Annotated in this window: 13 protein-coding genes; 3 read left to right on the top strand and 10 right to left on the bottom strand. The window is 71.7% G+C overall.

Annotated features, from left to right (window positions below; translation table 11 throughout):
• Nucleotides 1–30: 30 nt before the first annotated feature.
• From OG219_RS35180 to rimP, 5 genes are all read right to left on the bottom strand, one after another.
• Nucleotides 31–324, bottom strand: a complete 294-nt coding sequence (locus OG219_RS35180; protein ID WP_266833439.1) for a DUF503 domain-containing protein — start codon at nucleotides 322–324, stop codon at nucleotides 31–33.
• A 274-nt stretch (nucleotides 325–598) separates the two neighbouring features.
• A complete protein-coding gene (gene infB / locus OG219_RS35175; RefSeq protein WP_266833437.1) occupies nucleotides 599–3,775 on the bottom strand; it encodes a translation initiation factor IF-2 in 3,177 nt (1,058 codons plus the stop codon).
• 147 nt (nucleotides 3,776–3,922) lie between these two features.
• The gene (locus tag OG219_RS35170) at nucleotides 3,923–4,201 is read right to left on the bottom strand and encodes a YlxR family protein (RefSeq protein ID WP_266474465.1); all 279 of its coding nucleotides are present in this window, start codon (nucleotides 4,199–4,201) and stop codon (nucleotides 3,923–3,925) included.
• A 102-nt stretch (nucleotides 4,202–4,303) separates the two neighbouring features.
• Complete coding sequence (gene nusA, locus OG219_RS35165) at nucleotides 4,304–5,302, bottom strand: transcription termination factor NusA (protein ID WP_266833435.1); 999 nt, start codon at nucleotides 5,300–5,302, stop codon at nucleotides 4,304–4,306.
• Between the two features lie 2 nt (nucleotides 5,303–5,304).
• Complete coding sequence (rimP, locus tag OG219_RS35160) at nucleotides 5,305–5,856, bottom strand: ribosome maturation factor RimP (protein ID WP_266833433.1); 552 nt, start codon at nucleotides 5,854–5,856, stop codon at nucleotides 5,305–5,307.
• Between the two features lie 254 nt (nucleotides 5,857–6,110).
• On the opposite strand from rimP, the gene OG219_RS35155 reads away from it, so the two are divergent.
• The 3 genes from OG219_RS35155 to OG219_RS35145 all read left to right on the top strand — a co-directional run bounded on the left by OG219_RS35155 (nucleotide 6,111) and on the right by OG219_RS35145 (nucleotide 8,127).
• Nucleotides 6,111–6,665, top strand: coding sequence for a hypothetical protein (locus OG219_RS35155; RefSeq protein ID WP_266833431.1), 555 nt, complete (start codon nucleotides 6,111–6,113; stop codon nucleotides 6,663–6,665).
• A 65-nt stretch (nucleotides 6,666–6,730) separates the two neighbouring features.
• Nucleotides 6,731–7,171 (top strand): ferritin-like domain-containing protein, encoded by a 441-nt coding sequence (locus OG219_RS35150; RefSeq protein WP_266836340.1) that lies wholly within the window; start codon nucleotides 6,731–6,733, stop codon nucleotides 7,169–7,171.
• Between the two features lie 26 nt (nucleotides 7,172–7,197).
• Nucleotides 7,198–8,127: an aminoglycoside phosphotransferase family protein gene (locus OG219_RS35145; protein WP_266833429.1), complete on the top strand. Its 930-nt coding sequence runs from the start codon at nucleotides 7,198–7,200 to the stop codon at nucleotides 8,125–8,127.
• Here the strand turns inward: OG219_RS35145 and OG219_RS35140 are convergent.
• From OG219_RS35140 to OG219_RS35120, 5 genes are read right to left on the bottom strand one after another with little or no spacing between them, the layout of a single operon-like run.
• Nucleotides 8,124–8,339 carry a ferredoxin gene (locus OG219_RS35140; RefSeq protein WP_266833427.1) on the bottom strand — a complete coding sequence of 72 codons (216 nt, stop codon included), beginning with the start codon at nucleotides 8,337–8,339 and terminating at the stop codon, nucleotides 8,124–8,126. The two genes, OG219_RS35145 and OG219_RS35140, sit on opposite strands and share 4 nt — an antisense overlap.
• A gap of 1 nt (nucleotide 8,340) precedes the next feature.
• Entirely contained in the window at nucleotides 8,341–9,558 is a 1,218-nt protein-coding gene (locus OG219_RS35135; RefSeq protein WP_266833425.1) for an NADH-ubiquinone oxidoreductase-F iron-sulfur binding region domain-containing protein, read from the bottom strand.
• A complete protein-coding gene (locus tag OG219_RS35130; protein ID WP_266833423.1) occupies nucleotides 9,555–10,181 on the bottom strand; it encodes a ferric reductase-like transmembrane domain-containing protein in 627 nt (208 codons plus the stop codon). The genes OG219_RS35135 and OG219_RS35130 overlap by 4 nt, the downstream gene beginning before the upstream one ends.
• The gene (locus OG219_RS35125) at nucleotides 10,178–11,260 is read right to left on the bottom strand and encodes an FAD:protein FMN transferase (RefSeq protein WP_266833421.1); all 1,083 of its coding nucleotides are present in this window, start codon (nucleotides 11,258–11,260) and stop codon (nucleotides 10,178–10,180) included. Before OG219_RS35125 ends, OG219_RS35130 begins: the two co-directional genes overlap by 4 nt.
• Complete coding sequence (locus OG219_RS35120) at nucleotides 11,257–11,571, bottom strand: hypothetical protein (protein WP_266833419.1); 315 nt, start codon at nucleotides 11,569–11,571, stop codon at nucleotides 11,257–11,259. Before OG219_RS35120 ends, OG219_RS35125 begins: the two co-directional genes overlap by 4 nt.
• Nucleotides 11,572–11,576 lie beyond the last annotated feature (5 nt).

Here is an 11,576-nt window from a genome sequence, read left to right as displayed (position 1 = left end):
TCGGTCTTCGTCAGACGTCGTCCGTCGTTGTCAGTCGTCGTCTGTGTGGAGTCTGCGCCGTACCGACAGCAGTTCCACCTCCGGTCGTGCCGCGACGAGCCGTTCACACCGGTCCAGTACGTCGGTGAGGTGTTCGGTGTCTCCGGAGACCACCGCGAGGCCGATCTCGACCCTGCGGTGCAGGTCCTGGTTTCCCGTCTCCGCCACGCTCACCGGGTACTTCCGCTGGAGTTCGGCGACGATCGGCCGGACGAGGGAGCGTTTCTCCTTGAGCGAGCGAACGTCGCCGAGGAGCAGATCGAAGGACAGTGTCCCCACATACATGTGTAACCGGATGTCCCGCCGGTACGGGATAGATGGCCTGCCAAACGCTTGGCAGGGACATCAGAACCGTACAACGAACGGGTGGGGGTGCTCGACGGATATTTTCGCCCCCGCCGCCCCTACCCGTCCATTCTCCTGGGGCTGCGCCCCAGACCCCCTCGGCTGTTCTTCGGCTGTCGGCCGGTGGGGGCTTGTCGCGCAGTTCCCCGCGCCCCTAAAAGACGGTGAGCTGGCCGGGGTGACTTTGTCACCCCGGCCAGCTCACACCATCACTTTACGAGCGCGGCTTCTCGCGCATCTCGTACGTCGCGATGACGTCGTCGACCTTGATGTCGTTGAAGTTTCCGAGGTTGATACCGCCCTCGAAGCCTTCGCGGATCTCGGTGACGTCGTCCTTGAAGCGACGCAGCCCGGAGATGTTGAGGCTCTCCGCGATGACCTTGCCGTCGCGGATGAGGCGCGCCTTGGTGTTGCGCTTGACCTCGCCCGAGCGGACCAGGACACCGGCGATGTTGCCCAGCTTGGACGACTTGAAGACCTCGCGGATCTCCGCCGTGCCGAGCTCGACCTCCTCGTACTCCGGCTTGAGCATGCCCTTGAGGGCCGCCTCGATCTCCTCGATGGCCTGGTAGATCACCGAGTAGTACCGGACGTCGACGCCCTCGCGCTCCGCCATCTGGGCCGCGCGGCCCGCAGCGCGGACGTTGAAGCCGATGACGATCGCGTCGGAGCCGGTCGCCAGGTTGATGTCCGACTCGGTGACCGCACCCACACCGCGGTGCAGGACGCGGATGTCGACCTCTTCACCGACGTCGAGCTGGAGCAGCGAGGACTCGAGAGCCTCCACCGAACCGGACGCGTCGCCCTTGATGATGAGGTTGAGTTCCTGCACCAGACCGGCCTTGAGGGCCTCGTCCAGGTTCTCCAGGGAGAACCGGACACCCCGGCGGGCGAAGTTGGCGTTGCGCTCACGCGCCGCGCGCTTCTCGGCGATCTGACGCGCCGTGCGGTCCTCGTCGACGACCAGGAAGTTGTCGCCGGCGCCCGGGACGTTGGTGAGACCCAGGACCAGGACGGGGGTCGACGGACCCGCTTCCTCGACGTTGTTGCCGTTGTCGTCGAGCATCGCCCGGACTCGGCCGTACGCGTCGCCGACCACCATCGTGTCGCCGATGCGCAGCGTGCCGCGCTGGACCAGGACCGTCGAGACGGCACCGCGGCCACGGTCGAGGTGGGACTCGATCGCAATACCCTGCGCGTCCTGCTCCGGGTTGGCCCGCAGGTCGAGCGAGGCGTCCGCGGTGAGGACCACGGCCTCCAGCAGGCTCTCGATGTTGAGGCCCTGCTTGGCGGAGATGTCGACGAACATCGTGTCGCCGCCGTACTCCTCGGCCACCAGACCGAACTCGGTGAGCTGACCGCGCACCTTGGTCGGGTCGGCGCCCTCGACGTCGATCTTGTTGACCGCGACCACGATCGGCACGTCGGCCGCCTTGGCGTGGTTCAGCGCCTCGATCGTCTGGGGCATCACACCGTCGTTGGCCGCCACCACGAGGATCGCGATGTCGGTCGACTTGGCACCACGGGCACGCATGGCGGTGAACGCCTCGTGACCCGGGGTGTCGATGAAGGTGATCCGACGCTCTTCGCCGTTGACCTCGGTCGCGACCTGGTACGCACCGATGTGCTGCGTGATACCGCCGGCCTCGCCCGCGACGACGTTCGTCTTGCGGATGGTGTCGAGCAGTCGGGTCTTACCGTGGTCGACGTGACCCATGACGGTCACGACCGGCGGACGCGCGACGAGGAACTCCTCGCCACCCTCGTCCTCGCCGAACTCGATGTCGAAGGACTCGAGCAGCTCGCGGTCCTCCTCCTCGGGGCTGACGATCTCGAGGACGAAGTTCATCTCGTCCGCGAGGAGCTTCAGCGTCTCGTCGGAGACGGACTGCGTGGCAGTGACCATCTCGCCGAGGTTCATCATCACGCCGACGAGCGACGCCGGGTTGGCGCCGATCTTCTCGGCGAAGTCGGTGAGCGAGGCACCGCGCGACAGGCGGACGGACTGTCCGTTGCCGCGAGGCAGCATGACGCCGCCGACCGACGGGGCCTGCATGGCCTCGTACTCCTGGCGCCTCTGCCGCTTCGACTTGCGACCACGACGCGCGGGACCACCGGGACGACCGAAGGCGCCCTGTGTGCCACCACGGCCACCGGGACCACCGGGACGACCACCGAAGCCGGGACGACCGCCGCCACCGCCACCGGGACCACCGGGACGACCGGCGAAACCGCCACCACCGCCACCCGGACCACCGGGACGACCGGCGAAACCGCCGCCACCGCCACCGGGACCGGCCGGACGACCGGCGAAGCCGCCGCCGCCACCGGGACGACCGCCACCGGCACCGCCGGGACGACCGCCACCGCCACCGGGACCACGGCCGCCACCGGGGCCACCGCCGCCCGGACGCGGGCTGCCCGCAGCGGGACGCTGCGGCATCATGCCGGGGTTCGGACGGTTACCACCGGGGCCGCCGCCGGGACGCGGAGCGCCACCCTGCGGACGGGGCATGCCGCCCGGGCTCGGACGGGCACCGCCCGGACCGCCCTGCGGACGCGGAGCGCCGCCGGGACCGCCCTGGGGACGGGGACCACGGTCACCGCGGTCCTGACCCGCGCCCTGCGGACGCGGACCGCCGGGGGCGCCTGCGCCACCCGGACGCGGGGCACCGCCCGGACGGGGCGCCTGGGGGCGCGCCATACCGGTGGAGCCACCAGAGGTGAACGGGTTGTTGCCCGGACGGGGACCGGCCGGACGAGCACCGGGACGCGCACCCTGGCCACCCGGACGCGGAGCGCCCTGACGGTCGGGGCGGTCGCCACGCTCGGGACGGTCCGTACGCTCGGGACGGTCGCCACGACCCTGACCACCCTGGCCGGGACCGGCCGGACGGGCACCGGCGGGCTTCGGAGCGCCGGGACGGGCAGCACCCGGACGAGCACCGGCGGCCGGAGCCGCGGGAGCCGACGGGGGCGCCGTGAACTCGGCGGCGACCGGAGCCGGAGCCGCCGGAGCGGGCTTCGGCGCGGGCTTGGGACCCGGACGCGGGCCCGAGGCCGGAGTGGACGGAACAACCGGGGTGACCGGTGCGGCCTCCGCGGGCTTCTCGGCCACGGCCGGCTTGGGAGCCGGCGGACGCGGGGCGGCCGGACGGGCGGCCTGCGCGGGAGAAGGCGCACCCGGCTTGGCAGGCGCGGCCTTGCGCGGCGCCGGCTTGCCGCCGCCGTTGCCCTGCTGCAGGGCATCTGTCAGTTTGCGTACTACGGGCGCCTCGATCGTCGAGGACGCTGAACGGACGAACTCACCGAGTTCCTGGAGCTTGGCCATGACGACCTTGCTCTCAACCCCGAACTCCTTAGCGAGTTCGTATACCCGGACCTTAGCCACTTCGCTCCTTTTAGGTCCGGGTTGCGTCCGGACCGTCGCTACTTCATGGGCGTACTCATCGCGTGCTCATCGAGTGCTCATCGCAATCTCGACCTACTTCCAACTCGCGGGGTACCAGGGCCGCACGGGGGTTCCGTACGACACGTCTTACGGTGTTACCTGCTCGACGTAGTGGCGCAACGCCTTCATGTCGAGCGATCCCGGGGCACGCAGCGCCCGTGGGAACGCCCGGCGGCGGACCGCCAGGTCGAGACAGGCCAGGACGGGGTGTACGTACGAGCCCCGGCCGGGCAGCGTACCGCGATGATCGGGGACACATTCACCCTCGACCGCCACGATGCGCAGCAGATCCTTCTTGGCCGCTCGCTCCCGACACCCCACACAGGTGCGTTCAGGGCATGCGCGGGCTCGCGTCCGGCCAGACACTGTTAAGTCTACCTCCCCGTACCGACCTCACCCCTTTGGGGCAAGAATCGAACGGTTGTTGTCGTGATCTAAGCCACCTGCGGCTTGGATCTATTCCCGGGCCTATTCCCCGCCCTGGTCGCCGGTCTGTTCGGTGTCCGGACGGATGTCGATCCGCCAGCCGGTGAGGCGGGCCGCAAGACGGGCATTCTGGCCCTCCTTGCCGATCGCCAGCGACAGCTGGTAGTCGGGGACGGTCACGCGCGCGGAGCGGGCCGCGAGGTCCACGACCTCGACCTTGGAGACGCGGGCCGGGGACAGCGCGTTCGCCACCATCTCGGCCGGGTCGTCCGCCCAGTCGACGATGTCGATCTTCTCGCCGTTCAGCTCGGCCATCACGTTGCGCACCCGGCTGCCCATGGGGCCGATGCAGGCGCCCTTGGGGTTCAATCCGGACCGGGTGGACCGGACGGCGATCTTCGTACGGTGGCCCGCCTCGCGCGCGATGGCGGCGATCTCGACGGACCCGTCGGCGATCTCCGGCACCTCAAGCGCGAACAGCTTCTTCACCAGGTTGGGGTGCGTGCGGGAGAGCGTCACGGACGGACCGCGGACGCCCTTCGCGACCCGTACGACGTACGAGCGCAGGCGCAGGCCGTGCGTATAGGTCTCACCGGGGACCTGCTCCTGCACCGGCAGGATGGCCTCCAGCTTGCCGATGTCGACCAGGACGTTCTTGGGGTCGCGACCCTGCTGCACGACACCGGTGACGATGTCGCCCTCGCGGCCCGCGTACTCGCCGAGCGTCGCGTCGTCCTCGGCGTCCCGCAGGCGCTGCAGGATGACCTGCTTGGCGGTGGTCGCGGCGATGCGGCCGAACCCCGACGGGGTGTCGTCGAACTCGCGCGCCTCCTGCCCCTCCTCCAGGTCCTCGGGGTCCTCCTTCGCCCACACGGTCACATGGCCGGTTTCCCGGTCGAGCTTCACGCGCGCGTGCCGGCGGCTTCCCTCGGTGCGGTGGTAGGCGATGAGGAGGGCCGACTCGATCGCCTCGACCAGCAGGTCGAAGGAGATCTCCTTCTCCCGTACCAAACCCCGCAGGGCACTCATGTCGATGTCCACGGCTACGCCTCCTCTGCGTTCTCTTCGTTCTCTTCGAGCGCTTCTTGCTCGTCCTGCACGTTTTGCTCATCAGGCTGGTTCTTGCGGTTGAACTCGACCTGGACGCGCGCCTTGGTGATGTCCTCGAAGGCGAGCCTCTTGGCGGTGGGCTTGCGCCCCTTCACGCCGGGCACTTCGACGTCGAGTCCGGAGTCGTCCACGGTGAGGATCCGGGCGGTCAGCTCCGCGCCGTCGGCCAGCTGGAACTTCACCAGGCGGTCCGTGGCGCGTACGTAGTGACGGTGCTCCTTGAGCTCGCGCTCGGCACCGGGGGTTCCGACCTCGAGGGTGTACTCGCCCGCGCCCATCGCGTCCGTCTCGTCGAGCTTCGCCGAGAGCGCGCGGCTCACATCGGCGATCTGGTCCAGGTCGGCACCCGTGTCCGAGTCGACGACGACACGCAGCACACGCTTGCGTCCCACCGAGTCCACCTCGACCTCTTCGAGATCGAGTCCCTGAGAGCTGACGAGAGATTCCAGCAGTTCTCGCAGCCTCTCGCTCTGGGTGGTGCTCATCCGGGTGACTCCTCGGCCGCGTGTGCTGTTGTGGGTATGTCTCGCGTGTCAGGTCAAAGGGTATCCGGTCGCCGGGGGTGTTGCCGTCCATCGTGACGCGGCCGGACGGCTCGGAGCGGGGGCGGAGGGGGCGGAACGACCGGCCGGGCGAGCACTGTGCGAGAGCCGCTGGCCACCGATCGGCCGGGGCGCGGGTACCGTGATCACGGGCGTGCAGCCCTCCCTTTCGTACGAGCCTTCCGAGGACGTCTCCCGTGCCGTTCACCCTGCCGTCGCGTACCCCCTCGGGCCCGCGCCGAAGGACCTTGCTCGCGTCGGCCGCGGGCGCCTTCGCGCTCGCGGGCTGCTCCACCCCCGAGCCGTCCACCACCGACACCTCCGGCGGTAGCCCCTCGGCCGCCGACCGGGCACGCGCGCGTGCCGCCGGCGACAGCCAGGCGCTCGCGGAGCGGTACGCGGCCGTGATCACCGCGTACCCCTCACTGGCGGAGCGCCTGCGCCCGCTGCGGGCGGAGGTCGTACGGCACGCGGCGGCCTTCAAGAGCGGAACCCCGGCATCGGGATCACCGTCGCCGTCCGCCTCGGCATCGGAATCGGCGGTGGCCGCCGGCGCCTCCCCCGCCCCGTCGGCCACCGTTCCGGCCACGGAGAAGGACGCTCTCAAGGACCTCGCATCGGCCGAGCACAGCCTGGCCGACCAGCGCGCGAAGGCCCTGCTGGACGTGCCGGGAGAGCTGGCCAGGCTGCTGGCGTCGGTGGCGGCGGCCGGGGCGGCACACGCCTACTTGTTGACGGAGGGGAAGAAGTGACCGGCACCAGGGAATCCAGGAGCGGCGACGACACCGAGGACGCCAAGAGGGCGAAGGAAGCGGAGCTGAAAGCCCTGCAGGCCGCACTGGGCGCCGAGCACGCCGTCGTCTACGGGTACGGCGTCGTCGGCGGCAAGATCGACGACGCGCGCAGGACCGAGGCCCGGGCGGCCTACGACGCCCACCGGGCGCGGCGGGACGAGCTGGCGCGGGCCGTACGGGACCTGGGCGGGAAGCCCGAGGCCTCGGCGGCGGCGTACGCCCTGCCGTTCCAGGTGAAGGACTCGGCCGCTGCCGTGCGGTTCGCGGCCGAACTGGAGGAACGGGTGGCCGGGGTGTACTCCGATCTCGTACGGGCTTCCACCGGCGACCAGCGGCGTACGGCCGCCGAGGCGCTGCGCGAGGCGGCGGTACGGGCGGTGCGGTGGGGCGGCGAGAGCGTAGCCTTCCCTGGGCTCGCCGAGCGGGCCGCCACCCCGTCCGCGTCGGCGCCATCACCGGCGTAACGCCAGCTGGAAGGAACCACTCGCGCATGGCTTTCGAACCGCCGCAACGCCTCGTGCGGGCGCTCGGCGAGACGCAGCACAACGGGGCCGACGGTGCCGAGGGGACCGGTGGGACCGGCGACTGGCTGGACAAGCTGCCGGTGCTGGCGCAACAGGCCGTTGATCTACGCGAGTTGACGGTGGAGCGGGTGCAGGCGCCCGGCGGGCGCAGCAGTCTGGTGGTGCTGGTCAGGCAGGCCGACGGGACGCCCGCCGTGCTGAAGCTGGCGCCCGGGCGGGCCCGTCCGGAGAGCGAGCGGGCCGCACTCGCCCACTGGGACGGCCGGGGCGCGGTCCAGCTCCTCGACCCGGATGATGCGCAGGGCGTACTGCTGCTCGAGCGCCTGCATCCCGACCTCTCCGTGCGCTCGCTGCCCGAGGCGAAGGCCCTGCTGGAGGCGGCCGGGACGCTGCGGCGGCTGTGGGTCGAGCCACCCGCCGCGCATACCTTCGAGACGGTCGCCGAGCGGACCGGGCGGCAGGCCGAGGCGATGCGGACGTCGGCGGGTGCCGACGCGGAGGTCGCCGCCCTGGTGGACGCGGCGCTCGGGGCCCGCGAGGAGCTCCTGGCCGGCCCGCCCGAGGAGCGGCTGCTGCACGGCACCTTCCGGCAGAGCAAGGTGCTCGCCGGTGAGCGCATGCCCTGGCTTGCCGTGGGCCCCGACCCGGTGGTCGGCGAGTGCGCCTTCGATCTGGCCCGGCTGGTCCGCGACCGGGTGGAGGATCTGATCGCGTCGCCTTCGGGTTCGTCGACCACCCGTCGGCGGGTGAAGCGGCTCGCCGAGTCGCTGGACGTGGACCAGGAGCGGCTGCGGGGCTGGACCCTGTTCCGGGCGGTCGAGTCGGGCGTACGGGCCCGGCGGGTCGGACGTCCGCAGGACGCGGAACTGCTCCTCGAGTTCGCGGGCTGGCTCTAACTCGCCTGTCCCGCAGTGAGTTTGAGGGCCAGGACCGGGCAGTCGGCCGCGGCTCTTCTGGCGCGTTTCAGGGTTCTCCGAGGGAGTGGGCCCTGACGGAACAGGGGGTAGCCCCACTCGTCGAGGGTGACGTGCTCGGGGAGCAGTTCCGCGCACAGGCCGTGGGCCTGGCAGGCGGTCCAGTCGACGGCGAGTTCCAGGTCGGCTTCCATTTCAGCTCCGGTTCTCGGGTACGGGCAGCAGCGGCCGGCGGTCGGCCGCCGTGCAGTGGCCCGCGGCGTGGGCGTCGAGTTCGGCGGCGAAGGTGGTGAACGCGCTGCGGACCAGGCGGACCGTGCCGTCGGGGTGGTGGCAGGCGCCGCGGCCCTCGACGAGTCCGGCCCAGCGGGCGACGTCCCCGCGGCTGGTGCCCTGCGGGCCGGGTGCGGCCAGCGTGCGGAACGCGGCGGCGATCCGGGGCAGGCCGTTGAGGCAGGGGCCGCACTGTCCTGCCGATTCGAGGGCGAGGTAGCGCAGCACGTCGGCCGTGTCGGCGAGGCCGCAGCGGTCGGCGGGCAGTGCAATGAGGACGCCCGCTCCCAGGTCGGCGGCGGTCAGGGTGCGGGTCGCGGCCTCGGCGGCCGTGAGCCAGGTGCCGTGGTAGCCGCCGGTCAGCACCGCGCCGACGCCGTCCAGCGGCAGCAGCCGGTGCAGCGGCATCCCGAACGGCGCCTCCACGACCCGTACCTCCCGGCCCGGCGCGTACACCGTGCACAGGGCGCTGCCCGGTTCGGCCGGCGTGCCCTGCGAACGGAACCAGTCGGCGCCGTAGCGGGCGATCAGTGCGAGGTGCGCGAGGGTCTCGACGTTCTGGACGAGGGTCGGGGCCTGGCGCACGCCCTCTTCGCGGACCGGGGGGTGCTGGTCGCGGGGCAGTGCGGCCTGCCCGGAGATGTACTGGGCGAGGGCCGAGGACTGGCCGGAGAGGAAGCGCTTCGGGACTCGTACGATGCGCACGGGCAGCGGGTCGTGGCGCTCGGTGAGTGCCGTTTCCAGAGGTGTCGCGCCGTCCTCGACGGCGAGGTACGCCTCCCCCGCGCCGACCGCCTCGGCCGCCAACTGGAGCCCGTCCAGGACGAGATGGGGCGAGAGCCGCAGCAGTGTCCTGTCCTTGTGGCTGGCGGGCTCGCCCTCGGCGCCGTTCCCCACGACGACCGGGGCGCGGCCCGTGCGGCGGCCCGCCTCGGCGACGGCGACCAGTTTCCGGTACGTGGGGAAGGCGGCGCCGCCACGACCCGTGAGGCCGGACTCGGCGAGCGTGCGCAGCAGGTGGGCCGGGTTGCCGTACGACACGGGGCCGTAGCGCTGCTGGTGTGTGGTGTGGCCGGCCGGGGCGCCGCCGGGGGCGAGCAGACGGGGTGGCATGTAGATGTCCGTGAACGTCATGGTCATGAGCGGGTTCCCGCCGTCTTGCGAAGAGGTTCGGCTGCGTGTTGGGCCGCGTGTTCGGCTGTGTGGAGGACGGCGGCCGGGGTGCGCCTCGACGCGCGGGCCGCGTGGGCCACGCGGATGCCGAAAGCCGTGAGTACGGCGGCCACGCAGGAGACGGTCAGCCACAGCATCCAGGTGGCGCCTGTGTCCGTGCCGATGCCGATGCCGTGGATCAGGGCGACCGGCCAGGAGGCGTACGCCAGCCAGTGGACGGTGCGCCAGGTGCGGAGGCCGATCCTTGCCCGCAGCAGGCTGGTCACCAGGACCGCCAGCGTCAGGTCCAGGGCTACCGTGCCCAGGCCCAGCCAGAGGGGCTGATAGTCGGAGACGAAGGGGACGAGGACGTCCAGGACGGTGATGTTGACGTAGCCGTCCACTACCGCGGCCGTGATGTGCAGGGCGAGGAAGGCGACCGCGGAGAGGGAGAGGGTGCGGTGGAGGGAGACCGTGCCGAACCTTGGGAGTCCGGGGAGTCTGCCTCTCAGTCGTACGGTTATGCCCAGCAGGACTACGACCGTGAACAGGACGAGGGTCACCGCGCCTGTGGCTCTGTTGGCGTACCAGAGGATTGCGGAGTCGGTCATGCTGCGGCCTCGGTGGGGGTTGCGGTGGAGGGTGTTTCGCCCCCTCCGCCCCTTCCCGTCCCGTACCTGGGGGCTCCGCCCCCAGACCCCCGTATCGGCCTGACGGCCTCGTCCTCAAACGCCGGACGGGCTGAAAGAGTCGGGCCCGGCTCAGAAGTCGGCCTCGGCCAGCCCGGAGTCGTGAGTACCGTGCCGTCGTTCGCCACCAGTCTCGCCGGTAGGCCCAGCCGGGTCAGCCAGCGTTCCGCGCCCGCGCCCTTCACCAGTGCCGCCGTGCTGGCCGCGTTGGCGTCCGCGCAGGTCGCCGCCGCTACCGAGACCGTGCGCCAGGGGGTCTGGGCGGGCAGGCCGGTGTACGGGTCGATGATGTGGTGGAGTTCCTGGGCTCCTCGGCGCCAGCGGCGGGCGGTGGTGCCGGAGGTCGCGATGCCGCCGCCTCGGATGCAGACCGTGGCGGACGAGCCCTGGGCGGGGATCTCGTCGACCGGACCTGTGGCGTCCTGTACGCGGATGCGCCAGCCGCCGCGCGGAGCACGGCCCGCGACGGCCGTGTCGCCGCCCAGGCTCACCAGGACTCCGCAGCCCGCGGCCTCGGCGAGCATCGTCGCCGCCCTGTCGGCGGCCCAGGCCTTGGCGGTGGCGCCCAGGTCGAGGCGGACGCCGGACGGGACGGTGACCGTGCCGGTCGTACGGTCCAGCGTCACCAGGCGCCAGCCCGGGACCGGGCGCACGGTGAGCCGGACGGGGCGGCCGTCCTCCTGGATCAGTCGGAAGTCGCGGTCGTAGCCGAGGGCGTTCATCGCCGAGCCGACCGTCGGGTCGACGGCCCCGTCCGTCGCCTCGGCTGCGCGCAGTGCGACGGCCAGTGCCTCCGCGAGCAGCGGACTGACCTTGACCGGACGGCCGTCGGCGCCGTCGAGCGCCGCCAGCTCCGAGTCCTGGCGGAAACGGCTGCAGGTGGCGTCGACCTCGGCGAGGTGCCGGGCGAGCAGCAGGTTGCACGAGTCGAGGAGAGCCGGGTCGGTGGTGACAAGGCGAACGCTCGTGCCGAGGGCGCGCCAGTCGGCGGCGGCGGTCATGACGCACCCGAGGTGGAGTCGGCCGAGCCACCGCTGCCGGCGGACGTGGGGTTGTCGGACGGCGACTGGAGGGTCGAGTCCGAGGAGGAGGAAGAAGAAGACGAAGACGAGTCCGAGGGCGAATTCGCCGAACTCGACGAGGAATCCGTGGTGCCGCTCGCCGCCGTGTCCGTGTTCGCGGCCACCTGCATCGTGCCGATCAGGGCGAACATCCCGGCCGCCGCGGCCAGTGTCACCGCCGCTGCCGCGGCCGCCGTACGTCGTGTCCCTCTACGGACCGCCGCGGCGGCCCCCCGCTCGCTGCCTGTCATGGCTG

Origin of the sequence: Streptomyces sp. NBC_00038 (genome assembly GCF_026343635.1) — a bacterium.
Taxonomy (GTDB): domain Bacteria; phylum Actinomycetota; class Actinomycetes; order Streptomycetales; family Streptomycetaceae; genus Streptomyces.
The sequence above is the reverse complement of the archived record's forward strand: the minus strand, read 5'-3'. Positions and strand labels throughout refer to the sequence as shown.

What these genes read in the sequence shown, in the direction of transcription:
- OG219_RS35180 (WP_266833439.1), bottom strand. Translation starts at nt 324, where the DNA reads ATGTATGTGGGGACACTGTCCTTCGATCTGCTCCTCGGCGACGTTCGC.
- rimP (WP_266833433.1), bottom strand. Translation starts at nt 5,856, where the DNA reads ATGAGCACCACCCAGAGCGAGAGGCTGCGAGAACTGCTGGAATCTCTC.
- OG219_RS35145 (WP_266833429.1), top strand. Translation starts at nt 7,198, where the DNA reads ATGGCTTTCGAACCGCCGCAACGCCTCGTGCGGGCGCTCGGCGAGACG.
- OG219_RS35140 (WP_266833427.1), bottom strand. Translation starts at nt 8,339, where the DNA reads ATGGAAGCCGACCTGGAACTCGCCGTCGACTGGACCGCCTGCCAGGCC.
- OG219_RS35135 (WP_266833425.1), bottom strand. Translation starts at nt 9,558, where the DNA reads ATGACCATGACGTTCACGGACATCTACATGCCACCCCGTCTGCTCGCC.
- OG219_RS35130 (WP_266833423.1), bottom strand. Translation starts at nt 10,181, where the DNA reads ATGACCGACTCCGCAATCCTCTGGTACGCCAACAGAGCCACAGGCGCG.
- OG219_RS35125 (WP_266833421.1), bottom strand. Translation starts at nt 11,260, where the DNA reads ATGACCGCCGCCGCCGACTGGCGCGCCCTCGGCACGAGCGTTCGCCTT.
- OG219_RS35120 (WP_266833419.1), bottom strand. Translation starts at nt 11,571, where the DNA reads ATGACAGGCAGCGAGCGGGGGGCCGCCGCGGCGGTCCGTAGAGGGACA.